A 22,252-nucleotide genomic window follows, 5' to 3' on the forward strand; every position below is an offset into this window, starting at 1 on the left:
GCACCGCTCCCCACTGATCCGCACTGATCCCCTTCATCCAGGCCAGGAAAGGCATCACATGACGACGACGTCGACCCCCAGCGGCACCGCCGCGGACGGTCGCGTCGCGCCGATCGCCGACCGGACGAGCACTCCTCGTCCGGTCGGCCCTCAGGCGCGGCGACGCCCCAAGCGGGACACCCTGGCCGGCTACGTGTTCCTCTCGCCGTGGCTGATCGGCTTCGTCGGGCTCACGCTCGGCCCGATGCTGATGTCCCTCTACTTCTCCTTCACCGACTACAACCTCTTCCGGGCGCCGGAGTGGATCGGCACCGGGAACTTCGAGCGCCTGTTCGGCGACCCGAAGTTCCTCCAGTCGGTGCAGCTCACCCTCGCCTACGTCTTCATCGGCACGCCGGTGAAGCTGGCCGCCGCCCTCGTCGTGGCGATGCTCCTCAACTACAGCGCGAAGGGCACCGGCTTCTTCCGCTCCGCCTTCTACGCACCGTCGCTGATCGGCGCGAGCGTCAGCATCGCCATCGTCTGGCGGGCGATGTTCTCGACCGACGGACCGGTCGACTCGGGGCTGCAGATCTTCGGCATCCAGATCGGCGGCTGGGTCGGCGTGCCCGCCCTGATCCTGCCGATGATGATCATCCTGGCCGTCTGGCAGTTCGGCGCCCCGATGGTGATCTTCCTGGCCGGCCTCAAGCAGGTCCCGGCCGAGCTCTACGAGGCCGCGATGGTCGACGGAGCAGGCCCCTGGCGGAAGTTCCGCAGCGTCACCCTGCCGATGCTCTCGCCGGTGATCTTCTTCAACCTGCTGCTCGAGATGATCAACGCCTTCCAGGTCTTCGCCTCGGCGTACATCATCGGCAACGGCACCGGCGGACCGGCCGGCGCCACGAACTTCTACACGGTGTACCTCTACACCCGCGCCTTCACGAACAATCAGATGGGCTACGCCTCGGCGATGGCCTGGGTCCTCCTCCTCTTCGTCGGCGTCCTCGCCTTCGTCCTCTTCAAGACCCAGAAGAGCTGGGTGCACTACTCGGGAGACACACGATGACGACCTTCGACACCACGCTCCCCTCGGCCGACACGCAGGTGCTGACCGAGCCGTCGCCCCGCCGGCGCCCGCGCCGCAAGCGCCCGAAGACCGGGACGCTGGTCTGGATCGCGGCGATGATCGTGCTCACCGCGATCGTGCTCTACCCGCTGGTCTGGATGGGCGCCGCGGCGTTCAAGCCGAACAGCGAGTTCGGCGGGCAGACCTCGCTGCTGCCGCAGAACCCGACGCTCGACAACTTCGTGAAGGTGCTCGCCGGCGTCGGCGGAGTCCCGCTCTGGCGGTTCTTCCTCAACTCGACGATCCTCGCGGTCGGCTCGGTCATCGGAGTGGTGATCTCCTCCTCGATGGCGGCCTACGCCTTCGCCCGGCTCGACTTCCGCGGCCGCCCGCTCTACTTCGCGCTGATGATCGGCACGCTGCTGCTGCCGATGCACGTCCTGCTCATCCCGCAGTACACGATCTTCCGCACCCTCGGGATGATGGACACCTACTGGCCGCTGCTCATCGGCAAGTTCCTCGCCACGGAGGCGTTCTTCGTCTTCCTGATGGTGCAGTTCATCCGCAACCTGCCCCGCGAGCTCGACGAGGCGGCACGGATCGACGGCGCCGGCCACCTGCGCATCTTCGGCTCGATCACGATCCCGCTGATCCGCCCCGCGCTGATCACCTCGTCGATCTTCGCCTTCATCTGGAGCTGGAACGACTTCCTCGGCCCGCTGCTCTACCTGAACACGCCCGACCAGCAGCCGCTGCCGCTCGCGCTCCGCGTCTACAACGACCAGACCTCGGCGTCGGACTACGGCGCGACGATCGCGGTCTCGGTGCTCGCGCTGCTGCCGGTGCTGATCTTCTTCATCGTCTTCCAGCGCTTCCTGGTCGACGGCGTCGCCACCCAGGGTCTCAAGGGATGAGCCGCGCGTCACGGGCGCAGCGCGAGGCCCGCGCGGCCGCCGCCGACGGCACGGCCCTGCGCTGGCCGGGGGCGGCGAACCGGTTCGCGCTGTTCGCCGAGGTCCTCTTCACGGGGCTCCTCGTCACGATCCTCGCGCTGCCGCTCGTGACGCTGCCGCTCGCCCTCGCGGTCGGGGCGCGGCACCTGCGCCGTTTCGTCCTCGACGAGCCGTCCTCGCTGCGCACGGCGCTGGCGGAGGCGCGCACCGGGGTCCTCCGCTCGCTGCCCGTCGGTCTCGCGCTGCTGGCCCTCTCCGCGGTGCTCGGCCTCGACCTGCTGGTCGCCTCGACCGGCGCGCTGCCCGGAGCGACTGCGGTCGCGGTGGTCTGCGCGGCACTCCTCGCGGCCGCGCTCGTCGTCGTGCTGACGGCGTCCGCGCTCTGGGTGCCCGACTCGCGCTGGGTCCCGCTCCTCCGCGAGGCCGCGACGCTGGCGGTCCGCGACCTGCGCGGCTCCGGGGCGCTGCTGGTGGCGCTGGTGCTCGCCGCCGTGGTCACCTGGCAGCTGGCACCCTTGGTGGTGCCGGCGCTCGGCTGCACGGTGTTCGCAGCGCTCGCGGTGCGGCTGTCGCGGACGGCGCCCGCGGCGCGCTGAGCACGACACCACGACGATCGTCTCCGCGACGATCACCACCACGACTCGACGACCGCCACTCGACGCACCACTCGACGACCACGACGACCACGGAAGGCCCACGGCACGGATGATCCACTACGGCGGCGACTACAACCCGGAGCAGTGGGACGAGAGCGTCTGGCCGGAGGACGCGCGGCGGATGCGCGAGGCCGGCGTCACGACCGTCAGCCTGGGCATCTTCGCCTGGGCGCGGATCCAGCCCGACGAGGACACCTTCGACTTCGGCTGGCTCGACCGGATCCTCGACCTGCTGCACGAGCACGGCATCGCCGTCGACCTGGCGACGGCCACGGCCTCGCCGCCGCCGTGGGCCACGAGCAGCTACCCGGGCATCCTGCCGCAGGACGAGAACGGTGCGACCTACTGGCCGGGCAGCCGCCAGGCCTACCGCCCCACCTCCCCGGACTACCGCCGGCTCGCGGCCCGGCTGGTCACCGCGATCGCCGAGCGGTACCACGACCACCCCGCGATCGTGCTCTGGCACGTGAACAACGAGTACGCCTGCCACCTGCACCACGACTACTCCGACGACGCGGCCGCCGCCTTCCGGGTCTGGCTGGAGCGCAAGTACGGCTCCGTCGACGAGCTGAACCGGCGCTGGGGCACCTTCTTCTGGTCGCAGCGCTACGCGTCCTTCGCCGAGATCGTGCCGCCGCGGAAGGCGCCCTACAGCCACAATCCCGCCGGGCTGCTCGACTTCCGCCGCTTCACCTCGGACGCGCTGCTCGAGCTCTACACGATGGAGCGCGACATCCTCCGGGCCTCGGGGGCGACGCAGCCGATCACGACCAACTTCATGGGCGCCTTCCCGCCGCTCGACTACTGGAAGTGGGCGGCCGAGGTCGACGTCGTCAGCGACGACAACTACGTCGATCCCGCCGACCCGGAGTCGTTCCGCACCGCCGCCTTCACCCGCGACCTGATGCGCTCGCTCAAGCCGGGCGTGCCGTGGCTGCTGATGGAGCAGGCGACCGGCGCCGTCAGCTGGCGGCCCTCCAACGCCGTGAAGGCGCCCGGGCAGATGGCCGCGCTGTCGATGCAGGCGGTGGGGCGTGGCGCGGACGGCGTGCTGTTCTTCCAGTGGCGGCAGTCGCGGCGGGGCAGCGAGAAGTTCCACTCGGCGATGCTGCCGCACGCGGGCGTCGGGACGCGCACCTGGCGCGAGGTCGTCGAGCTCGGCCGGGTACTCGGCGAGCTGCCGGAGCTGTCGGTGGAGTCGTCGACAGACGGAACAGCCGGTGGATCGGCCGGCGGGCCGACCGGCTCCGGTGCCCGCATCGCACTCGTCCTCGACTGGGAGAACTGGTGGGCGATCGGCAACCCCGACCACCCGGTCGTGCTCGACTTCCTGGAGCTCGTCCAGCGCTGGTACTCCGCGCTGCACCGGCAGAACCTCGCGGTCGACCTGGTGCTGCCGACGGCGGACCTGGCCGCGTACGACCTCGTGCTGCTCGCCCACTCCTACCTGCTCACCGACGCGGCCGCGGAGAACCTGACGGCGTTCGTCGAGCGGGGCGGCCGGCTGCTGGTCACCGCGTTCAGCGACGTGGTCGACGAGGACGACGCCTTCCGCGAGGGCGGCTTCCAGGTCGGGCTCCGCGAGGTGCTGGGCGTGACGGTGCTCGAGTTCGCCGGGATCGGGGCGGCCGGCGCGGAGGTGGCCGGCGCTCCCTTCGGCGTCCTGCGCGGCGAGCTGCTGGCGGAGGAGCTCGGCGTGCTCGTCGACCCGTCCGACGAGCGGCCGGTCGAGGTCCTCGGCCGCTACTCCGCCGGACCCGCGGCGGGCACCCCGGCGCTGACCTCGCGGCGCACCGGCACGGGCACCGCGCACTACCTCGCGACGATCCCGGACGACGCGGGCATGCTCGCGCTGACCGCCTGGCTGGCCGAGCAGTCCAGCATCTCCCCCGTGCTGCGCACCGGGAGCCCCTGGGTCGAGGCGGCCCGCCGCGGCGACGTCCTCACGGTGATCAACCACGGCCAGGACCCCGTCGACGTCGCCGTCTCCGGCACCGACCTCGTCACCGGCCACCCCGTCGACACCGTCCACCTCGCCCCCTACGCCTGGACCCTCCTCCGTCCCTGACGCCCTCTCCCCTCTCCCCCTCCGCGAGATGCCACTTGTGCACACTTCTACCGGCGTGTCGCGCTCACAAGTGGCATCTCGCGGGGGGCGGAGTGGGTGGCCGCGATGTCGGCGGCGACGGCGTGCAGGGCCGAGCGGACGAGGCGGGCGGCGGGGTCGAGCTCGCCGGACCAGGCGACCCGGAGCGAGCGGCCCGCCCAGCGCGGTCCCGCCACCGGCACGGCGACGACGGCGCGCGGCAGGCCGGCGATCGCGAGCGCGGGAACGGTCGTGACGCCCAGGCCTGCGGCGACGAAGGCGAGGCGGCTGCTCCAGCTGTCGATCTCGGCGACCACCCGCGGCAGCGCGAGCGCCGGCCACGCGCCGAACTGCGGCTCGCCCCGCGCGCCGCGGCCGACCACCCAGTCCGCGCCCGCGAGATCGTCGACGCTCAGCTCCCGCGCGTGCGCCCACGGGTGCCGCTCGCCGACGGCGACGTGCAGCGACGCGGCCGGCAGCACCTCCGTGTCGATGCCCTCGAGGCCGTAGCCGTCGGGCTCGGCGCCGTCGGGCTCGGAGCCGACCGCGACGACCGCGAGGTCGAGGCGCCCCGTGCGCAGCCGCCGCAGCTGGACGGGCGTCGAGGACTCGACTAGGACGACGTCGATCGCCGGGTGCGCGCGGGTCACCCGGGCGATCGTCTCGGGCGCGAGGTGCATCGCGGCGGTCGCGAAGGCGCCGAGGCTCACCCGGCCGAGCATCGGACGATCGAGGTCGGCGATCTCGCGGGCCGCGGTGTCGAGGTGGTCCAGGATCGCCGCGGCGTGCCGGGCGAGGCCGAGGGCTGCCGGGGTGGGCACGACGCCGCGCGGCCCGCGCTGGAAGAGCGGCGCGCCGACCGCCTCCTCGAGCGCGGCGATCTGCTTCGAGACGGCGGACTGGGTGAAGCCGGTCTGCTCGGAGGCGCCGGTGAAGGAGCCGGTGCGCAGCACGGCGACCAGCGCGCGGAGCAGCTGCGGGGGCACGTCGAGGGTCACCGCTCCAGTATGCGGGCGGCAGTCCATCGAGGAATGCCCGCGGTGCCGATCATTCGCTACCGGAAGGAGCGCGAGCCGGGGAGAGTGGCGGCATGACGACTCCGAGAACCTGGTTCCTGACCGGCACGTCCAGCGGCTTCGGCCGGCTCTGGGCCGAGGCGGCGCTCGAGCGCGGCGACCGCGTCGCGGCCACGGCCCGCGACCCCCGCAGCCTCGACGACCTCGCCGAGAGCTTCCCCGACCGCCTGCTCCCGCTCGCGCTGGACGTGACCGACCGCGACGGGGTGCTCGCCGCGGTCGACCGCGCGGAGCGGCACTTCGGCAGGATCGACATCGTGGTGAACAACGCCGGGTACGGCCACTTCGGCATGGTCGAGGAGCTGACCGAGCGCGAGATCCGCGAGCAGCTGGAGACCAACTTCTTCGGCGCGCTCTGGGTGACCCAGGCCGCGCTCCCGGCGCTGCGCCGCTCCCGGGGCCGGCTTCTGCAGGTCACCAGCGAGGGCGGCGTGCGCGCCTTTCCCGGCATCGGCGCGTACCACGCGTCGAAGTGGGCGCTCGAGGGGCCGAGCGAGTCGCTGCGGCAGGAGGTGGCGGGCTTCGGCGTCCGGATCACCTGCGTCGAGCCCGGCCCCTACGCCACCGACTGGCTCGCACGCGGCTCGCGCCGGAGCGCCGAGCTGCCCGAGTACGCGGCGGTGCACGCGGACGGGCCGGACTTCTCCGTGGGTGACCCCTCGGCGACGAGTGCCGCGATCCTGCAGCTCGTCGACGCGGAGGAGCCGCCGGCGCGGCTCATCCTGGGGACGGTGCTGCCCGCGATCGAGGAGCTCTACGCCGAGCGCCTGCGCACCTGGCGCGAGTGGGACGACGTCTCGGTGCGGGCCTTCGGCACGCCGCAGTGAGCGACGCGGCGGAGGGTCCGCTCGGCCCGGTCCCGGGCTGGACCGGCGTCGCGGTGCGCGAGGTGGTCGACCCGCACGACCGCGAGGTGACCGCGCCGGCGACCGACGCGCTGCAGCTGATCCTGGTGACCGCCGGCTCCTACCTGGTCGAGAGCGCCCGTCCGCACGGCCGCTGGGCGCACGGGCACGCGGCGCCGGGACGCTCGGCCGCGACGGCCCCGGGGCGCGAGATCCGTGCGGCATGGCGCAGCACGAGCTCCGAGACGTTCCGGTCGCTGCACGTCACCGTCGCCGCGCCGCTGGTCGCCGGGGTACTGGCGGGCGTCCCCGGAGCGTCCGCCGACCGGCTCGACTTCCTCGCGGTCGGCGACGACTTCGTCCGCTCCGCGATGCTCGAGCTCGCCCGCGCCGCGCGGGCCGGAGCGCCGTCCCTGCTCGCCGACGCGGTGGGCACGGCGCTGGTCGCGCGCCTGCTCTCCCTGCCGGAGCCCACACCGGGCACCGCCGGGCTCTCCCGCACGCAGCTCGCCCTGGTGACCGACCACCTCGCGGCCCGGCTCGCCGACCCGGTGACCCTCGACGAGCTCGCCGCGCTGGTGCACCTCAGCCCCTTCCACTTCCTGCGGCGCTTCTCCGCCTCGACCGGTTCGACGCCGATGCGGTACCTCACCGCCCTGCGGATGGAGCACGGTCGAGACCTCCTGCGCCGCTCCGACACCCCCGTGGCGGCGATCGCCGCGGCCTGCGGCTACGCGACGCCCGCCGCCTTCGCCGCCGCCTACCGCCGCCACCACGGCGCCAGCCCGCGCGAGCACCGGCCGCCCCGCTGACGGCGGCCGGCGCTCTGCCTGCGAGACGTCCCGCCGCCGTCGAGGCGTCCTGCTCCGCGTGGACGCCTCGACCGCACCGGGACGCCTCGCCGTTCGGACGGAGGGTGACTCGGAGTCAGGCGCCTCCCCGCCGCGAGCGACCGCGCAGCGCCATAACGGCGGCGGCGCTGAGCATCGCGCAGCCCGCCGCGGCGACGGTCGCGGCGACGACGGTCTCCGTCCACGGGGTCGTGTCGTAGGACTGGTAGCCGGTGATCGCGGGCGCGACGACGGAGGTCGCGATCAGCAGTCCCGGGAGGGTGCTGCCGAGCAGGCAGGCGTACGCCAGCGCCGCCGACACCGACCTCCGGTACGCCTTCGCCGCGAGGGCACCGAGGCCGACGACGGGCACCAGCCCCAGCATCATCTGCAGGAAGGGGAGCTGGAGCGGCGTGGGGGCGCCGATCAGCCCCGACAGCACTCCGTGCAGCCCGTTCAGTCCGAGGACGGCGGCGACCACGAGCGCCGTCAGGCGGAGGAGCCCGCCCCCGCCGATGGCCCGCGCCGACACCGGCAGGGCTCTGGCGATCAGCAGCAGGCCCGCGCCGTGCACCTGCGCCGCCGTGCCGAGGGGCTCCCACGGACCCGCGGGGATCATGTAGTCGAAGAGATGGTCCTCGACCGACCGGTCCGTCGCCGTCCAGCCCTCGCTCGCGATGACCCAGCGCTGCAGCGAGGCCTGCAGCTGCAGCAGCGCCGCCCCGAGCAGGAGCGCGGCGGCGAGCAGCACCCCGCGCGGCGATCCCTGTCCGCTGAGCACGTTCGCCGCGGACGTGCGCACCGTCTCTCGCTCCGCCATGGGCGGCACGCTAGCGCCGCCCGGCCAACGGCGGGAGAACGAGCGGTGCACGGCCCGGGAGGCGCCGGCCTCGTGCCCGCCCTGTGCCGACGCGGATCCCGGATCCCGCTCGCCGAGGAGCGCTGACCGCCGAGCTCGGGCTCGCAGAACGTGCTCCGGCTCGTCGGAGCACGCGGGTTCCACGAGCCGAGGCGGTTCCGACGAGCCGGACGTTCGCGGGCCGGTCAGCGCCCGTCGCCCGCGGCCAGCAGCTCCCGGACCGTGCGCGGCTCGCGCCCCAGCAGGCTCGCGAGCGTCGGGTCCGTCCCCGCGAAGAAGCCGGCCGCCGCCGCCTGGTGCATGCCGAGCAGGAAGCGCGCCTGCGGCTCCGGCTGCCCGGCGGCGACGCGGCGCGCGAGCCACTCGTCGTCGCCGAGGATCCGGAACTCGATCGGCCGCCCCGCGACGTCCGCGGCGAGCTCCGCGACCTCCGCGAAGGTCCGCGCCTCGAGGGCGGTGAGGGTGACCGGTCCGTCGTGCGCCTCGTCCGCGAGCAGGAGGAGAGCGGCGGCCTCCGCGGCGTCCTCCCGCGCCGTCCACGAGACGGGGCCGTCGGACGGCACCTCGATGACGCCGGTCGAGCGCCAGTCGCCGAGGAAGAACGCGAGGCTGTGGGCGTAGAAGCCGTTCCGCAGCGAGGTCCAGGCGACTCCCGACTCCGCCAGCAGCTGCTCGGTCGCGGCGTGATCTCGGCCCGGCCCGAAGGGAGTGTCCGGCGAGGCGCCCTGGTGGCTGGTGTAGAGGATGCGGCCGACCCCGGCCTCGACGGCGGCCTCGACCGCGGCGCGGTGCAGGGCCGGCGCATCGGCTCCCGGGTCGTTCGAGGAGACGAGCAGCAGCTGGTCGGCGCCCGCGAACGCACCGGGCAGGGACGCGGAGTCGGCGTAGTCACCGCGCCGCAGCGCGACACCCCGGTCGGCGAAGCGCGCGGCCTTCGCGGTGTCCCGCGCGACGACGACGATCTCGGAGGCGGGCAGGGAGTCGAGGAGGTGGTCGACGGTGGCGCCGTTGAGCGCTCCGGTGGCGCCGGTGACGATGATCATGGAGGGCCTTTCGAGAGGAGACCACCGAGGTATCGGTGATACTGCTCGAACGATAACCCTGGAATGCCAGCGATAGCAAGAGTGCGATATCGTCGATCCATGACCGCGCCCCCCACGGACACCCGAGCCCGCATCGTCGACGCGGCGGCCCGCCTCCTGCGCGAGGCCGGCCCATCGGCCGTCACCACCCGCGGCGTCGCGGAGGCGGCCGGCCTGCAGGCTCCGGCGATCTACCGCCTCTTCGGCGACAAGGACGGCCTGCTCGAGGCGGTGGCCGAGCACGTGCTGAGCAGCTGGGTCGCCGAGAAGTCGGCCGTCGTCGAGGAGGCCGCGGCCGGCGACGTCGACCCGATCGAGGATCTCCGCGCCGGCTGGACGGCGCAGATCGAGTTCGGCCTCGCGAATCCCGCGCTCTTCCGCCTGCTCAGCGACCCGGCCCGCGCGGCGGCCTCACCGGCGGCGACGTCGGGGAGGCGGGTTCTCGCGGCGCGGGTCCGCCGGGTCGCGGCCGCCGGTCGCCTCCGCGTCCCCGAGGAGCGCGCCGTCGGGCTGATCCAGACGGCGGGGACCGGCGTCGTGACGACCCTGCTCTCCTCCCCCGCGGCCGAGCGCGACGCGGGTCTCGCCGACGCCGCGTTCGAAGCGGTGCTCGCCGGGATCCTGACCGAGCAGCCGCCTGCCGCGGACGACGCGCCACTCGCCGCCGTCGTCGCCGTCCGCGCCCTCGCCCCGCAGCTCGCCGATCTCCGGCCGGCCGAGCGCGAGCTGCTGCGCGACTGGCTCGACCGCGTGCTCGACGGCGGCGTGCGGCGGCGGACCGCGGAGGACTGACAGGATCGCCGGGTGCCCTCCTCCGCCGCGTGCATCACCGAGCGCGACGTCGACTGGACGATCGACGACAGCGACGCGGCCGTCATCGTCGCGACGAGCTACGGCCGTGACCCCGTGGTCGAGGTCGTGCTCGGCGCCGGCCTGTCCGGTGGTCGCGAGATCCTCGCCGACCTCGCCCCGGCGGTCTCCTCGGTGCCGGCGACACGGAGGTGCTCGTGAGCGGCGCGCGACCCGGAGGCCCGGCCGGCCGCGCGCCCGGAGCCCGCGGGCGCGAGCACGCCGTCCGAGCCGTGCTGGGCGCGATGCTGGCGCTCGTGCCGCTCGCGATCGGGGCGCTCGTCGACAGCGCGAACGGGACCGCGGCCACTTCCCTGTCGGCCGACCCGGGCTTCGTCCTCCTCGCCCTCGGCGGGCTCGCCGTCTGCGCGGCGGTGGCGAGCCTGCCGGTCGGCGCCGCGACGTACCTGCTGGACCGCCTGATCGAGCGCGTCTGGATGAGCAGCGGAGGGCGCCTGGCCGCGCAGGTCGTCGCGAACGCCCTCGTCGGCGGCGCGGCCGGCCTGCTCCTCGGCGGACTCGTCGTCCCGTTCTGGCGTCCCATCGAGCGCGCCCTCGTCTTCACCGGCCCGTGGGCGCTGGCCGCCGCCGCCCTGGTCCTCCTCTCGGCCGTCCTTCGAAGCCGCCGAGCTGCAGGCTGATCGAGTAGCCCGCGGAGCGGGCGTCTCGAGATCCGCCGGCGCCGGCACGAGAGCCTGCAGGCCCGACGCCTCTGCGGTGGGCGGGTCTCGATACGCCCCTGCGGGGCTACTCGACCAGCATGCACTTGCTGATCGAGTAGCCCGCGGAGCGGGCGTCTCGAGATCCACCGGCGTCCGAGCGTCACTCCGACGCGTTCTCCTTCTGCGGCGGGCACTCGCCGCCGGGCTCGGTCGCCAGCTCGAAGTGCCACATCTCGTTGCCGTAGGTCTGGCAGAGGCCGTAGTCGGCGCCGTGCTGGCTGAGCCAGCTGTCCGCGTCGGTGTAGCCGATGTCGATCGCGTCGCCTGTCACGTGCGCCGAGAGCTCGGGGGTGCTCACCCACTTCCGGGCCTCCTCGAGGCTGCCGTACTCCTGCACGGCGTCGTCGAGGAGCGCCTGCTGGTACGCGGCGCTCCGCCAGCCGGACGTGACGACCGTCTCGACGCCGTCGGCCGCCATCGCGTCGACCGCCGCCTCGACGGCCGCCCGCAGCGCGGGGTCGAGGTTCGCGATGACCGGCAGGTGGTCGTCGTGGATCGAGACGGAGTCGCCGACGCCGAGGTAGCCGTCCTCGACGGAGCGGCCGGTGTCGCTGGACACGGTGGTGAGGCCGGCGAGGCCGCCCGAGACCTGATCGGCTGCGGTGCAGCCGGTGAGGCCGAGTGCCGCAACGAGGAGGAGGACGCCGGCGCGGGCCCGGGTTCGCTGGTGGTGCTGCCTCATGGTCGATCCCTTCTGCGGCCGCCGTTCGGATCGGCGGTGCGGGGACCACTCCACCGCGGAGGGTGTTGCGGGGGTGTAGGGCTTTTCCGAGACGCCCGCGATACACCGCGGCTCGTAGCATCGACCGCATGCGTGTTCTGGTGGTCGAGGACGAGCCCCTGATGGCGGAGGCGATCCGCGACGGGCTCCGCCTCGAGGCGATCGCCGCCGACCTCGCCGGCGACGGCGACACCGCGCTGGAGCTGCTGGGACTCACCGCCTACGACCTCGTCGTCCTCGACCGGGACATCCCGGGCCCGTCGGGCGACGAGGTCGCCGCCGCGATCGTCGCGTCCGGGAGCGGCATCCCGATCCTGATGCTCACCGCCGCCGACCGGCTGGACGACAAGGCGTCGGGCTTCGAGCTGGGCGCCGACGACTACCTGACGAAGCCGTTCGAGCTGCGCGAGCTCGTCCTGCGCCTCCGGGCCCTGGACCGCCGACGCGCGCGCAGCCGCCCGCCGGTGCGCGAGATCGCGGGGCTCCGCCTGGACCCGTTCCGGCGCGAGGTGCACCGCGACGGGCGCTACGTCGCGCTCACCCGCAAGCAGTTCGCCGTGCTGGAGGTCTTGATGGGCGCCGAGGGCGGCACGATCAGCGCCGAGGAGCTGCTCGAGCGGGCCTGGGACGAGAACGCGGATCCGTTCACGAACGCGGTCCGCATCACGATCTCCGCCCTCCGCAAGCGCCTCGGCGAGCCGTGGCTGATCGGCACCCTGCCCGGAGTCGGCTACCGCATCCTCACGGACGGTGCCGTCGACGAGAGCGGCGACGGCACCCGTGGCTAGGCCGCCCGGCATCAGCGCCCGCGTCCACCTGACCCTCAGCTACGCCGGCTTCCTGCTGCTCGCCGGCGGCCTCCTGCTCACCGTCGTCTGGCTGTTCCTGCTGCGCTACATCCCCGCGGAGGCGGTGGTCGCCGGCGACGGCACCGACGGCTTCCGCCCCGGGCGCGACGACCTGCTCCGCGCCTTCACGCCCGCCGCCGCCGCCGCCCTGGCGCTCCTGCTGCTCTTCGGAATGGTCGGCGGCTGGTTCCTGGCCGGCCGGATGCTCGCCCCGCTGCGGCGGATCACCCGAGCCACCCGACTCGCCGCGGCCGGTGACCTCTCGCACCGGATCGCGCTCGAGGGCCGGCGGGACGAGTTCCGCGAGCTCGCCGACGGCTTCGACGCCATGCTCGAGCGGATCGAGGCGCACGACGCGGAGCAGCGGCGGTTCGCGGCGAACGCCTCGCACGAGCTGCGCACCCCGCTCGCGATCACGCGGACGCTCCTCGAGGTGGCGCGCGACGATCCGGACCGCGACGTCGACGCGCTGGTCGCCCGCCTCGGGAGCGTCAACACGAGGGCCATCGAGCTCGTCGAGGCGCTGCTGCTGCTCGGCCGCGCGGACCAGCGCTCCTTCGCCCGCGAGAGCGTGGACCTGTCGCTCCTGGCGGAGGAGGCGGTCGAGACGCTGCTGCCCCTCGCCGAGCGGGGCGGCGTCGCCCTGGAGACCGCCGGTGGCGTGGCCCGCACCTCGGGCTCGCCGGCGCTGCTGCAGCAGTTGAGCGTCAACCTGCTGCACAACGCGATCGTGCACAATCGGCCGTCGGGCGGCTGGGTGCGGCTCGACACGAGCGTCGACGCGGGCTCCGCCGTCCTCGTGCTCGAGAACTCCGGGGCGCACCTCGATCCGCTGTCCCTTCCCGCGCTGACGGAGCCGTTCCAGCGCGGAGCCGCGCGGGTTCGCTCCGAGCACGCGGGGACGGGCCTCGGCCTCGCCATCGCGGCGAGCATCGTCCGCGCTCACGGCGGCGAGCTGGACCTCACCGCACGACACGAGGGCGGGCTCCGCGTCGCGGTGCGGCTGCCCGAGGCCTGAGTCCGGCGCTGCTGAGCCCGGGCTACTGCTCGCCGCCCTGCTCCCCCGCGGCGAGCGCCGCCTGCAGCGTACGGATGAACGCGCCGAGCGCGCCGGAGGCCAGGAGTCCCGGCCCGAGCGGACCGGACGGGTCTTCGCCGAGCAGCGGCAGGCGCGCCAGGGCCGTCCGCACCGGGGCGCTCATCCCCGCCAGCTGCCGGTCGATCTCGGCCGCGCCGCCGCGGCCCGGGTCGGCCAGCTCGGCCGCCTTCGCCGCGAACGCCGCGGCGCCCAGCGCGTGGGCGCCCAGGTGCGCGACTCCGGAGGCCTGCCCCGCCGACCAGGCCGCCGCCTTCGCCGCGGGCGACGTCGCCGACTGCGACGCCCGGCCCGCCTCGAAGCGGCGCCGGATCTCCCCGGCCGCGCTCAGCTCGCCGCGGGCGAAGGCACGTGCCCGGGCGATCCCGTCCCGGGCCCGGTCGTCGTCGGGGGCCTCCGCCTCGAAGAGCGGCAGGACCCGCTCGGCGCAGTCGGCGGCCCAGGCGGCGACGAGCCGGCGGTCCTCCTCGGTCAGGGTCTGCGGAGAGGGCATGCCAGCACTCTGGCAGACGCCCGGCGGACGCTCCGGGCGCGGATCCTCCCCGGCCTCTTGTCGTGCCGCGCACTTCTGGGCAGTGTTGCCCGCATGAGCCTCTACCTCTCCTGCCCCGTCGCGAGCGTCGAGCGCGCCACCGCCTTCTACACCGCCCTCGGCTGGAGCCGGAACGAGGCGATGTCGAACGAGAACGTCGCCTGCTTCGCGATCGCGCCGGATCAGTACCTGATGCTCAGCAGCCGCGAGATGTACGCGAGCGTCGGCGGCACCGAGGAGCTGATCGGCGGCCCGGACACCCCCTCGAAGATGACCGTCTCCTTCGACCTCGGCAGCCGTGAGGCCGTCGACGAGCTGACCGAGCGCGCCGGCGCCGCGGGCGGCCGCATCGGCGACACCGACGAGTACCCCTTCATGTACCAGCGCCAGTTCGACGACCCCGACGGCTACCACTACTCCCCCTTCTGGATGAACCCCGACGCCTGACGCCCGCACCGGCGGCCGGCGAGGCGTCCTCGAACCGTCGAGACGTCCACCTGCGCCGGGACGCCTCGACCGTTCGGGGGCGCCTCGACCGTTCGGGGACGCCTCGGCGCCGCCGCCGGGCATAGTGGAGGCATGAGTGCTGCAGCCGACGTCCTCCTCAGCGGGCCCCGGGGGCGCCGCCTCTGCTGGGAGTACGCGACGGCGGCGGACCCCGAGCTGCGCACAGCGGCGTTCCTGCTCGCGCACGCCGCGGGCGGTCGCGGGGAGTCGGTCCTGCTGTACGCCTCCGAGGACGGCGCGGACGCTCGCGATCTGCCGGTCCCCACTCCCGACGGCCTCGCCGCGATGTTCGCGGCACTCCCGCCGACCCCGGCGGAGGACGACGCCGTCCGCGCCGCGTTCCGCAGGAGCGTCGACACGGCGTACTCCTGGCAGGAGCCCGACGCCGAGGACGTCCTCGCCGCACTGCCGGAGCTCCGCGCCGCGCTGCTTCCCGTCGCCGAGCGCGTGCTCGCTTCCCCGGACGCGGCGACGTGGACGAGCCCCGCCACCCGGACTCAGTGGGCCGTCGACTGGCGCCCCGACACCGCCCGGCCGCTCCCGACCGGCGCCGCCGCGCTCCTGGACGAGTGGTCCGCCGCCCGCCGCGCCGACGAGGAGCAGTCCGCGCGGGAGCGCCCGGCCGACCCGCGCGCGAGCTTCTCCGGCTCGTGGTGGTCGCTCCCCCTGCGGCTGCTGCGCACGCAGTCCCGGATCGAGGACCTGCTCGAGCTGGTCGAGGACTCCGCCGGTCTCGACGCCGCGACCGTGATCCCGGTGAGCGGCGCGGGCCGCACGCTCGAGATCGGCGGCGCCGAGGACTGGGCCGAGCTCTGCCGCGCCTTCCCGGCCGAGGTCACCGCCTCCCGCCGGCACGACTGGTACCAGGTGACCGGCGGGGAGGGCCGCTGGCTGATCCCGGACTGGCAGCGCGTCGCCGCCGAGTGGGACGCCGTGCACCTCACCGTGCTCGGCTACCTCTCGAGCGCGACCCGGCTGATCCCGGTCGACGACGGCTACGCCTCCGTGATCGCCGGCTGGGCTCCGGACAGCACACTGCGGCTGACGGACACCGCCCGGGAATCGGACGGGCCCCGCCAGCAGTGGCGCCGGAGCGGCCGGGACCGCTGGGAGCGGACCGGCTGACGGCGCGGGTTCAGCCGAGCTGCGTCAGCGCCTCCCGCAGGCGGTCGAGCGCGGCGGTGGCGAGGGCCGGCAGCTCGCCGTCCCGGCCCTCGGACCACTCGGCGAACGACTCCTTGAAGGCGAGCACCCCGAGCTCGGCGGCGGCATCGGCGACCGCCGGGGCGACCCCGCGCTCGCGAAGGGCGTCCGCCATCGCCGTCGCCATCCCGACCTTCTTCAGCAGAGCCCGCTGCTGCAGCTCGGCGCTGGTGGCGATCACCGCCTCGAGCCGCGGCCCGAGCTCACGGTTGAAGGGCGTCATCGCGCCGGACGCCGACACCAGACCGGCGGCGACCGCCTGCATCGGCGTCGCCCCGGCCGGAGCCTCGCGCACCCCCTGCGCGAGCAGCGCCGAGAGCGTCTCCTGACCGGCGGCGAGCACGTCGCGCTTGTCGGGGAAGTGCCGGAAGAACGTGCTCCGGGTCAGCCCGGCCCGGTCGGCGATCTGCGCCACGGTGGTCTCGTCGTAGCCCTGCTCAGTGAACAGGTGCAGAGCGGCGGAGACGAACCGCTCGCGGGCATCAGGTTCCCAGCGTGGCATGGGGAGATCCTACCGTGACGCGACACGCGTCCCATCACGGGGCTACAGTGATGGGACATCGATCCCATCACTCAGAAGGAGTCCTCCCATGCGCATCCTCCTCACCGGCGCCCCGGGCGCCATCGGCCTCGCCGTCACCGAGGATCTCGTCGCCCACGGCCACGAGGTGCTCGGTCTCGCCCGGTCGGAGTCGGCCGTCCGCCGGGTCCTCGACGCCGGCGGCGAGCCCCTCCGCGGCGAGCTCGCCGACCTGGAACTGCTGGCGGAGGCCGCCCGTGCCGCCGACGGCGCGATCCACCTCGCCTTCAGCAACGACTTCTCCGACCTCGAGCGCAGCATCGCGGAGGAGGGCGCGGCGATGGACGTGATCGGCGCCGCGCTCGTCGGCACCGGCAAGCCGTTCTCCCTCGTCTCGGGCACGACCTTCTCCGCGGGTGCCGTCGCGACCGAGCACGATCCGCTGACCACCACCGGCCCGGTCGGCGGCCGCGGCGCCAACGCCGCGCGGGTCCTGGGTCTGGCGGAGCAGGGCGTCCGGACGACCGCCGTCCGGCTCCCCCGGTCGGTGCACGAGCGCGACGTCGCCTACGGCTTCGCCGGCCTCCTCATCCAGGCCGCGCAGCGCTCCGGGGTCTCCGCCTACGTCGGCGACGGCGGCCAGCGCTGGCCGGCCGTGCACCGTCGTGACGCGGCGTCGCTGTTCCGCCTGATGATCGAGCGGGGCGAGGCGGGGACGGCCGTGAACGCCGTCGCCGACGAGGGCGACACGATGCTCGCGATCGCCACGGTCATCGGGCGGCGCCTCGGCCTGCCGGTCGAGCAGGTGCCGGCGGAGACGTTCGGACCCCTCGGCGAGATCTTCGCGATGGACCAGCCCGCGTCGAGCGCCTGGACCCGCAGCACCTACGGCTGGGCGCCGACCCACCCGAGCCTGCTCGCGGACCTCGAGGCGGGCGACTACCCGGACCGGAGCTGACCCCGGCCTCCGTGCGATTCGGCGGTCGAGCGCCGCGCGTCGCCGTCCGCCCGGGCGGCGCGCAGGCCCTACCGTGGGTGGTCGGTTCCGGGGAGGCGACGTGCGCAGTGCAGTGGTGAAGGACGGTGTCCGCAGGCGGACGCCGCTGCGGGACCCGGACACCTCGTCGCGGGCGGTGATGACCCGCCGCGCCTGGTGGCTGCTCGGGCTCGGCCTGCTGATCCCCGGGTCCGCGCAGGTGCTCGCCGGCTCGCGGCGTCTCGGCCGGATCGGTCTCGCCGCGACCCTGCTGCTGTGGGCGGTCGTCGTCGTGCTGCTGCTGGCACTCCTCGTCGTCCCGTCGCTCGTCTTCTCGGTCGCCGCGCTCGACGGGACGCTGGCCGTCCTGCAGGTCGTGCTGGTCGCCTGCGCCGCGCTCTGGCTCGTGCTCACCCTCGACACGCTCAGGCTGACCCGGCTCGTCAAGCTCCGGCCGCGCGCCCGCGTCGCGCTCGGGGTGGCGACGGTGCTCGCGCTGCTCGTCTCGGTCGGGTCTGCGGGCTACGGCGGCCATCTCGTCGGGATCTCCCGTGGACTGCTGTCGACGGTGTTCGGCGACGGGCCGGTGGCCGCGCCCGTCGACGGCCGCTACAACGTCCTGCTCCTGGGCGGCGACGCCGGCGAGGACCGCGCGGGACTCCGCCCGGACAGCATCTCCGTCGCCTCGATCGACACGGCGACCGGAGCGGCGACGGTCATCGGGCTGCCGCGGAACCTGAAGAACGTGCCCTTCCCCGAGGACTCGCCGATGCACGACAGCTACCCCGACGGCTACCTGATCGGGTCGTGCAACGTGAGCCCCTGCATGCTGAACTCGATCCACACGGAGGTCGAGCTGAAGAGCCCCGAGCTCTACCCGGACGCGGTGGCCGACGGCAGCTCCCCCGGCATCGAGGCGACGCGCGACGCCGTCGAGGGCGCGCTGGGGCTGCCGATCCAGTACTACGCGTTCGTCGACATGCAGGGCTTCGCGAGCCTGATCGACGCGCTCGGCGGCATCGACGTCGACTACACCGGCGACGGCGACCTCCCCTTCGGCGGCGTCCTCGACGAGACCACCGGCGAGCTGGTCGGCGTGAACGCCTGGCTCACCCCTGGGGAGCACCACCTCGACGGCAGCAACGCGCTGGCCTACGCCCGCTCCCGCTACGGCTCGGCCGGCGGCGACTATGACCGGATGGTCCGCCAGCGCGAGGTGCAGGGCGCGATCCTCGCCCGCCTCTCCCCAGTGAACGTGCTGCTGCAGTTCCAGGGGATCGCCGACGCCGGCGCGCGCGTCGTCCGCACGGACATCCCGCAGGGCGCGCTGGGCGGCTTCCTGCAGCTCGCGCTCCGGACCCGCTCGCAGCCGATCGGCTCGGTCGAGCTGACACCCCCGGCGGTCGACCCCGAGGACCCGGACTACGACGCGATCCACGCGTCGGTCGCCGAGGCGCTCACAGGCGGCTGACCCGCCCGCGTCCGGTGGACGCGCCGCGGAGAGCGGCCGAGCCGCGGAGCCGCGGAAAGTCGACGAGCGCGATGTCGCGGGGTCGCGGTAGCGTCGACAGTGGTCGTCAGCCCTCACCAGAGAACGGGAGAACGCCGTGAACGCCGTGAAAGCCGTGATCCATCGCCTCCGATCCCTCGCCGCAGCGCTGCGGAGCGCTGTCTCGAGGACTCCGGCCGAGCTGCCGGTCGACCCCTTCGGCGAGCCGCCGCGGGCGCCGCACGATCCGCACGCCTACCGGTCGGAGGCGTGGAAGGCGCCGTCGCCGTCCACGCTGAACTTCCACTGACCGTCGGAGCTCGGTCGTGCGCGGGACGCGCGCCGCAGCAGTGGTCGCCTGTGCGGTCGTGCTGACGCTCTCCGGGTGCTCCTCGGAGCCGGAGCCGGTGCTCGTCGGAGCCACGGGCGACCTGCACGTGAGCCCCGACGGCGAGACGCGCTTCTGCGAATCGGTCATCGACACCGGCTTCGGCACGGACTGCCGCGACGGCGTCCCGACGGCCGGGATCGACCCGGCGGCTCTCGCGAGCACGCCCGGCGACACGGTCGTCCTCTCCCGCCAGGGCGAGCGGTCGACCTCCCCCGGCGGCCTGGTGCGCACCCTCGAGGACGGCACCCGGGTGTACTCGCTCTTCCTCGTCGGCACGAGGGACGCCGACGTCTTCACCGTCTCCTCGATCGGGACCGCGGACTTCACCCTCCCCGACGAGTACCGGGAGCCGGACGTCGACGTCCCCGGCGGCTTCCTCGTCCCGGTGGTCCCGACGGGCTGACCGTCCGGGCCGAGCGAGCGCGGCGACGCCGAGCCGCGCGTCGTCACGGCAGTGCGCCATGAGGGCACTGCGCCATGCCGGCACTGCGCCATGATCGAGTCATGGTCGCGTCGGTCGAGGTCGTCACCCGCTCGGAGCGGTCGGTCGAGGACCTGTTCGACCGCGCGCGGAGCATCGACCTGCACACGGAGTCGCAGGCCGCGGCCGGTGAGCGGGCCGTCGGCGGAGTCGTCAGCGGCCGCATCGGCCTCGGCGAGGAGGTGACCTGGCAGGCCCGGCACTTCGGCGTCCGCCTGCGGCTGACCAGCCGGATCACCGCCTTCGACGCGCCGCACTCCTTCACGGACGAGCAGACCCGCGGCCCGTTCCGCTCCTTCCGGCACGAGCACCGCTTCGAGCCGGACGGCAGCGGCTCGGTGATGACCGACCGGCTCGCCTTCCGCGCCCCCTTCGGCGTCCTCGGCCGGGTCGCCGAGCGGCTCGTCCTGGCGCGCCACCTGCGCCGGCTGCTCGAGGAGCGCGGCGCGTTCCTCGCGGCCTCGCCCGCTCCGGGAGACGACCGGCGCTCGTGACGGCCGCCCGATACTCCTGCCGTTGGAGTATGGTGTCGCCCGTGCCCGAGGAGATGCGAGAGACGACCTTCTGGATCCTGACCGCGCTCGCTCTCGGGCGCCGCCACGGCTACGCGCTGCTGCAGGAGATCGAGGAGCAGTCGGAGGGCCGCGTGCGGCTGGGGGTGACCACGCTCTACGCGGCGCTCGAGCGGCTGGGGTCGGCGGGCCTCATCGCCCCCGACGGCGACGAGCGGGTCACCGGGCGCGTGCGCCGCTACTTCCGGCTGACGGACAGCGGCCGATCCGCACTCGGCGCCGAGGTCGCCCGGATGGAGGCGAGCGCCGTGCGGGCGCGGATCAACCTCGGGCTCTCGCCGTCCGCCGCGTTCTGACCCGACCACTCGACGAAGGAGAACGGCATGACGACGAACGAGGACGCGCGGCGCACCGACCGCTTCCGCCGCGCGCTGCGCTGGTACCCGGCCGCCTGGCGCGACGAGCACGGCGAGGTCCTGCTGGGGATCCTGCTCGACGAGGCCGACGACCGCGGGCACCGCGGCCCGGGCATCGGGCAGCGGACCACCCTCGCGGTCGGCGGTCTGCGCCACCGCCTCCGGTCCGCTCCCGGGCGCTCCCCGTCGACGATCGTCCCCCTCGCGCTCGCCACGGCGTTCTTCGCCTTCTACGCCGTCGTCAACTGGTCCCCCGGCGTCAGCTACCCCGGTGCGATCGGACCGTTCACCAACCCCTCCTTCCTCGCCGGGGCGCTCTTCGCGATCGCCCTCGGCCTCGCCCTCGCCGCCCGGACCGGCGCCGCTCGGGTCACCGCCCTGCTCGCCTCCGCCACAGAGTTGAGCATCGCGCTCGTCGCTGCGGCGGCCGGCTGGCTCGGTCCCGATCTGTCGACGGCGGGGCCGGTGGCGGCGCTCGGGGTCCTCGCGGTCATGCCCTGGCGCGGTCGGGTGGCGGCCGTGATGTCGGTCCTCCTGCTGGTCGGCTTGTCGGCGCTGCTGACCGCCGTCGACGCCCTCGGCGCGACGGTGCTCACGGACGTGCCGGCCGCCCGGGTCGTCCTGCCGCTCCCCGTCATCGCCGCCGTGCTGCTCGCACTCGCCCTGGCCGCCCGCCGGGCCACCCTCCTCGAGCGGAGTCTCCCCCGCGGCGTCGGGGCGTGACGCGCGAGGCGTCCCCGAGCGGTCGAGGCAGCCCGTTCCGGCGGGACGTCTCGACCGTTCCGGGACGCCTCATGGAGGAGTGACGGCTGACGGCGGGCCGACCCGCGGCAGGGGTGCCCCGGCAGGGAGTCCCAGCCGTGCGCCCGGCGCTCCTAGCCTGGGCGGACCCGAGGAGAGGACGACGACATGGACCCGGACCCGGACCTGGACCTGGACATGGACCTGGACGACCTGATCGCCGCGTTCGACGCGCGGCGGACGATCGAGGGCGGCTCCCCGCTGCACGCCGTTCTGCACGCGGCGAGCCAGGAGGCGCTGCGCATCACCGGGGAGCTGAACAGCGGCTACCACCCGCCGGAGCGCGTGCGCGAGCTGCTGGCGGAGCTGACCGGCCGGCCGATCGACGAGTCGGTGACCCTGTTCCCGCCGCTGCGCGCCGACTTCGGCCGCAACCTCCGGATCGGCGCCCGGGTCTTCATCAACTCCGGCTGCGCTTTCCAGGACCAGGGCGGCATCACGCTCGGCGACGACTGCCTCATCGGGCACGACGTCGTCTTCGCGACCCTGAACCACGACCTCGATCCGGCGCGACGCGGCGACCTGCACCCCGCCCCGATCGTCGTCGGCTCCAACGTCTGGATCGGCGCGAAAGCCGTCCTGCTCGCCGGCGTCACGGTCGGCGACGACGCGGTGATCGCCGCCGCCGCGGTCGTCACGAAGGACGTCCCGGCGGGAGCGGTCGTCGTCGGCGCCCCGGCCCGCGTGGTCAGGAACGTGCGTCAGGCCGGCGCGGACGCGACGGCCTGAGGGCCCGCCCGTGGCCGGTTCCGC

The 22,252-nt window shown here is 74.3% G+C and carries 27 protein-coding genes; 21 read left to right on the top strand and 6 right to left on the bottom strand.

Annotated elements, in window-relative coordinates; translation table 11 throughout:
* Positions 1–58: 58 nt before the first annotated feature.
* The 4 genes from MT353_RS10830 to MT353_RS10845 all read left to right on the top strand — a co-directional run bounded on the left by MT353_RS10830 (position 59) and on the right by MT353_RS10845 (position 4,725).
* Positions 59–1,048 carry a carbohydrate ABC transporter permease gene (locus tag MT353_RS10830; protein WP_123703775.1) on the top strand — a complete coding sequence of 330 codons (990 nt, stop codon included), beginning with the start codon at positions 59–61 and terminating at the stop codon, positions 1,046–1,048.
* On the top strand, positions 1,045–1,962 hold the full coding sequence (locus MT353_RS10835; RefSeq protein ID WP_243600236.1) for a carbohydrate ABC transporter permease: 918 nt from the start codon (positions 1,045–1,047) through the stop codon (positions 1,960–1,962). The genes MT353_RS10830 and MT353_RS10835 overlap by 4 nt, the downstream gene beginning before the upstream one ends.
* Positions 1,959–2,597 carry a hypothetical protein gene (locus MT353_RS10840; protein ID WP_243624401.1) on the top strand — a complete coding sequence of 213 codons (639 nt, stop codon included), beginning with the start codon at positions 1,959–1,961 and terminating at the stop codon, positions 2,595–2,597. Before MT353_RS10835 ends, MT353_RS10840 begins: the two co-directional genes overlap by 4 nt.
* 109 nt (positions 2,598–2,706) lie before the next feature.
* On the top strand, positions 2,707–4,725 hold the full coding sequence (locus MT353_RS10845; RefSeq protein ID WP_243624402.1) for a beta-galactosidase: 2,019 nt from the start codon (positions 2,707–2,709) through the stop codon (positions 4,723–4,725).
* Between the two features lie 47 nt (positions 4,726–4,772).
* Here the strand turns inward: MT353_RS10845 and MT353_RS10850 are convergent, their stop codons facing one another.
* A complete protein-coding gene (locus tag MT353_RS10850) occupies positions 4,773–5,741 on the bottom strand; it encodes a LysR family transcriptional regulator (RefSeq protein WP_243600239.1) in 969 nt (322 codons plus the stop codon).
* Between the two features lie 92 nt (positions 5,742–5,833).
* On the opposite strand from MT353_RS10850, the gene MT353_RS10855 reads away from it, so the two are divergent.
* Positions 5,834–6,646, top strand: coding sequence for an SDR family NAD(P)-dependent oxidoreductase (locus MT353_RS10855; protein ID WP_243624403.1), 813 nt, complete (start codon positions 5,834–5,836; stop codon positions 6,644–6,646).
* Positions 6,643–7,476, top strand: a complete 834-nt coding sequence (locus MT353_RS21980) for a helix-turn-helix domain-containing protein (protein WP_243624404.1) — start codon at positions 6,643–6,645, stop codon at positions 7,474–7,476. Before MT353_RS10855 ends, MT353_RS21980 begins: the two co-directional genes overlap by 4 nt.
* 115 nt (positions 7,477–7,591) lie before the next feature.
* Here the strand turns inward: MT353_RS21980 and MT353_RS10865 are convergent, their stop codons facing one another.
* Positions 7,592–8,314 (bottom strand): hypothetical protein, encoded by a 723-nt coding sequence (locus MT353_RS10865; RefSeq protein WP_243624405.1) that lies wholly within the window; start codon positions 8,312–8,314, stop codon positions 7,592–7,594.
* Between the two features lie 224 nt (positions 8,315–8,538).
* Complete coding sequence (locus tag MT353_RS10870) at positions 8,539–9,396, bottom strand: NAD(P)H-binding protein (RefSeq protein WP_243624406.1); 858 nt, start codon at positions 9,394–9,396, stop codon at positions 8,539–8,541.
* Positions 9,397–9,495: 99 nt separating this feature from the next.
* Here MT353_RS10870 and MT353_RS10875 point away from each other — a divergent pair, with 99 nt between their 5' ends.
* The 3 genes from MT353_RS10875 to MT353_RS10885 are packed head-to-tail and all read left to right on the top strand — an operon-like array spanning position 9,496 to position 10,925.
* On the top strand, positions 9,496–10,227 hold the full coding sequence (locus MT353_RS10875) for a TetR/AcrR family transcriptional regulator (RefSeq protein WP_243624407.1): 732 nt from the start codon (positions 9,496–9,498) through the stop codon (positions 10,225–10,227).
* 12 nt (positions 10,228–10,239) lie between these two features.
* Entirely contained in the window at positions 10,240–10,446 is a 207-nt protein-coding gene (locus MT353_RS10880; RefSeq protein ID WP_243624408.1) for a hypothetical protein, read from the top strand.
* Positions 10,443–10,925: a hypothetical protein gene (locus tag MT353_RS10885; protein WP_243624409.1), complete on the top strand. Its 483-nt coding sequence runs from the start codon at positions 10,443–10,445 to the stop codon at positions 10,923–10,925. The genes MT353_RS10880 and MT353_RS10885 overlap by 4 nt, the downstream gene beginning before the upstream one ends.
* A 181-nt stretch (positions 10,926–11,106) precedes the next feature.
* Here MT353_RS10885 and MT353_RS10890 read toward each other — a convergent pair whose 3' ends face one another.
* Positions 11,107–11,688, bottom strand: a complete 582-nt coding sequence (locus tag MT353_RS10890) for a M15 family metallopeptidase (RefSeq protein ID WP_243624410.1) — start codon at positions 11,686–11,688, stop codon at positions 11,107–11,109.
* 128 nt (positions 11,689–11,816) lie between these two features.
* Between MT353_RS10890 and MT353_RS10895 the strand changes: the two genes are divergently transcribed.
* Both MT353_RS10895 and MT353_RS10900 read left to right on the top strand, forming a co-directional pair.
* On the top strand, positions 11,817–12,515 hold the full coding sequence (locus MT353_RS10895; protein WP_243624411.1) for a response regulator transcription factor: 699 nt from the start codon (positions 11,817–11,819) through the stop codon (positions 12,513–12,515).
* The gene (locus MT353_RS10900; protein ID WP_243624412.1) at positions 12,508–13,593 is read left to right on the top strand and encodes a HAMP domain-containing sensor histidine kinase; all 1,086 of its coding nucleotides are present in this window, start codon (positions 12,508–12,510) and stop codon (positions 13,591–13,593) included. The genes MT353_RS10895 and MT353_RS10900 overlap by 8 nt, the downstream gene beginning before the upstream one ends.
* Positions 13,594–13,615: 22 nt before the next feature.
* On the opposite strand, the gene MT353_RS10905 is transcribed toward MT353_RS10900, so the two are convergent.
* Positions 13,616–14,164: a putative immunity protein gene (locus MT353_RS10905; RefSeq protein ID WP_243624413.1), complete on the bottom strand. Its 549-nt coding sequence runs from the start codon at positions 14,162–14,164 to the stop codon at positions 13,616–13,618.
* Between the two features lie 93 nt (positions 14,165–14,257).
* Here MT353_RS10905 and MT353_RS10910 point away from each other — a divergent pair, with 93 nt between their 5' ends.
* Complete coding sequence (locus tag MT353_RS10910; protein WP_123703755.1) at positions 14,258–14,650, top strand: VOC family protein; 393 nt, start codon at positions 14,258–14,260, stop codon at positions 14,648–14,650.
* A 132-nt stretch (positions 14,651–14,782) separates the two neighbouring features.
* A complete protein-coding gene (locus MT353_RS10915) occupies positions 14,783–15,835 on the top strand; it encodes a hypothetical protein (protein WP_243624414.1) in 1,053 nt (350 codons plus the stop codon).
* Between the two features lie 10 nt (positions 15,836–15,845).
* Here MT353_RS10915 and MT353_RS10920 read toward each other — a convergent pair whose 3' ends face one another.
* Complete coding sequence (locus MT353_RS10920) at positions 15,846–16,415, bottom strand: TetR/AcrR family transcriptional regulator (protein WP_132437129.1); 570 nt, start codon at positions 16,413–16,415, stop codon at positions 15,846–15,848.
* Between the two features lie 88 nt (positions 16,416–16,503).
* Here MT353_RS10920 and MT353_RS10925 point away from each other — a divergent pair, with 88 nt between their 5' ends.
* The 8 genes from MT353_RS10925 (at position 16,504) to MT353_RS10960 (ending at position 22,228) form a co-directional block, all read left to right on the top strand.
* Positions 16,504–17,391 carry an NAD-dependent epimerase/dehydratase family protein gene (locus tag MT353_RS10925; RefSeq protein ID WP_243600253.1) on the top strand — a complete coding sequence of 296 codons (888 nt, stop codon included), beginning with the start codon at positions 16,504–16,506 and terminating at the stop codon, positions 17,389–17,391.
* Between the two features lie 100 nt (positions 17,392–17,491).
* On the top strand, positions 17,492–18,880 hold the full coding sequence (locus MT353_RS10930) for an LCP family protein (RefSeq protein ID WP_243624415.1): 1,389 nt from the start codon (positions 17,492–17,494) through the stop codon (positions 18,878–18,880).
* Between the two features lie 136 nt (positions 18,881–19,016).
* Positions 19,017–19,208: a hypothetical protein gene (locus tag MT353_RS10935; RefSeq protein WP_123737118.1), complete on the top strand. Its 192-nt coding sequence runs from the start codon at positions 19,017–19,019 to the stop codon at positions 19,206–19,208.
* Positions 19,209–19,224: 16 nt separating this feature from the next.
* Complete coding sequence (locus MT353_RS10940; protein ID WP_243624416.1) at positions 19,225–19,692, top strand: hypothetical protein; 468 nt, start codon at positions 19,225–19,227, stop codon at positions 19,690–19,692.
* A gap of 101 nt (positions 19,693–19,793) precedes the next feature.
* Positions 19,794–20,264 carry an SRPBCC family protein gene (locus MT353_RS10945; protein WP_243624417.1) on the top strand — a complete coding sequence of 157 codons (471 nt, stop codon included), beginning with the start codon at positions 19,794–19,796 and terminating at the stop codon, positions 20,262–20,264.
* Between the two features lie 41 nt (positions 20,265–20,305).
* Positions 20,306–20,638, top strand: a complete 333-nt coding sequence (locus MT353_RS10950; protein ID WP_243624418.1) for a PadR family transcriptional regulator — start codon at positions 20,306–20,308, stop codon at positions 20,636–20,638.
* A gap of 27 nt (positions 20,639–20,665) precedes the next feature.
* Entirely contained in the window at positions 20,666–21,421 is a 756-nt protein-coding gene (locus MT353_RS10955) for a hypothetical protein (protein WP_243600259.1), read from the top strand.
* Between the two features lie 216 nt (positions 21,422–21,637).
* Positions 21,638–22,228, top strand: a complete 591-nt coding sequence (locus MT353_RS10960; protein WP_243600290.1) for a DapH/DapD/GlmU-related protein — start codon at positions 21,638–21,640, stop codon at positions 22,226–22,228.
* Positions 22,229–22,252 lie beyond the last annotated feature (24 nt).

The sequence above is a fragment of the Rathayibacter sp. VKM Ac-2927 genome (genome assembly GCF_022815525.1).
Classification (GTDB): Bacteria; Actinomycetota; Actinomycetes; order Actinomycetales; family Microbacteriaceae; genus Rathayibacter; species Rathayibacter festucae.

What these genes read in the sequence shown, in the direction of transcription:
- MT353_RS10915 (WP_243624414.1), top strand. Translation starts at nt 14,783, where the DNA reads ATGAGTGCTGCAGCCGACGTCCTCCTCAGCGGGCCCCGGGGGCGCCGC.
- MT353_RS10905 (WP_243624413.1), bottom strand. Translation starts at nt 14,164, where the DNA reads ATGCCCTCTCCGCAGACCCTGACCGAGGAGGACCGCCGGCTCGTCGCC.
- MT353_RS10945 (WP_243624417.1), top strand. Translation starts at nt 19,794, where the DNA reads ATGGTCGCGTCGGTCGAGGTCGTCACCCGCTCGGAGCGGTCGGTCGAG.
- MT353_RS10910 (WP_123703755.1), top strand. Translation starts at nt 14,258, where the DNA reads ATGAGCCTCTACCTCTCCTGCCCCGTCGCGAGCGTCGAGCGCGCCACC.
- MT353_RS10875 (WP_243624407.1), top strand. Translation starts at nt 9,496, where the DNA reads ATGACCGCGCCCCCCACGGACACCCGAGCCCGCATCGTCGACGCGGCG.
- MT353_RS10830 (WP_123703775.1), top strand. Translation starts at nt 59, where the DNA reads ATGACGACGACGTCGACCCCCAGCGGCACCGCCGCGGACGGTCGCGTC.
- MT353_RS10925 (WP_243600253.1), top strand. Translation starts at nt 16,504, where the DNA reads ATGCGCATCCTCCTCACCGGCGCCCCGGGCGCCATCGGCCTCGCCGTC.
- MT353_RS10840 (WP_243624401.1), top strand. Translation starts at nt 1,959, where the DNA reads ATGAGCCGCGCGTCACGGGCGCAGCGCGAGGCCCGCGCGGCCGCCGCC.
- MT353_RS10870 (WP_243624406.1), bottom strand. Translation starts at nt 9,396, where the DNA reads ATGATCATCGTCACCGGCGCCACCGGAGCGCTCAACGGCGCCACCGTC.
- MT353_RS10845 (WP_243624402.1), top strand. Translation starts at nt 2,707, where the DNA reads ATGATCCACTACGGCGGCGACTACAACCCGGAGCAGTGGGACGAGAGC.
- MT353_RS10835 (WP_243600236.1), top strand. Translation starts at nt 1,045, where the DNA reads ATGACGACCTTCGACACCACGCTCCCCTCGGCCGACACGCAGGTGCTG.
- MT353_RS10895 (WP_243624411.1), top strand. Translation starts at nt 11,817, where the DNA reads ATGCGTGTTCTGGTGGTCGAGGACGAGCCCCTGATGGCGGAGGCGATC.
- MT353_RS10890 (WP_243624410.1), bottom strand. Translation starts at nt 11,688, where the DNA reads ATGAGGCAGCACCACCAGCGAACCCGGGCCCGCGCCGGCGTCCTCCTC.
- MT353_RS10865 (WP_243624405.1), bottom strand. Translation starts at nt 8,314, where the DNA reads ATGGCGGAGCGAGAGACGGTGCGCACGTCCGCGGCGAACGTGCTCAGC.
- MT353_RS10855 (WP_243624403.1), top strand. Translation starts at nt 5,834, where the DNA reads ATGACGACTCCGAGAACCTGGTTCCTGACCGGCACGTCCAGCGGCTTC.
- MT353_RS10955 (WP_243600259.1), top strand. Translation starts at nt 20,666, where the DNA reads ATGACGACGAACGAGGACGCGCGGCGCACCGACCGCTTCCGCCGCGCG.
- MT353_RS10920 (WP_132437129.1), bottom strand. Translation starts at nt 16,415, where the DNA reads ATGCCACGCTGGGAACCTGATGCCCGCGAGCGGTTCGTCTCCGCCGCT.
- MT353_RS10960 (WP_243600290.1), top strand. Translation starts at nt 21,638, where the DNA reads ATGGACCTGGACGACCTGATCGCCGCGTTCGACGCGCGGCGGACGATC.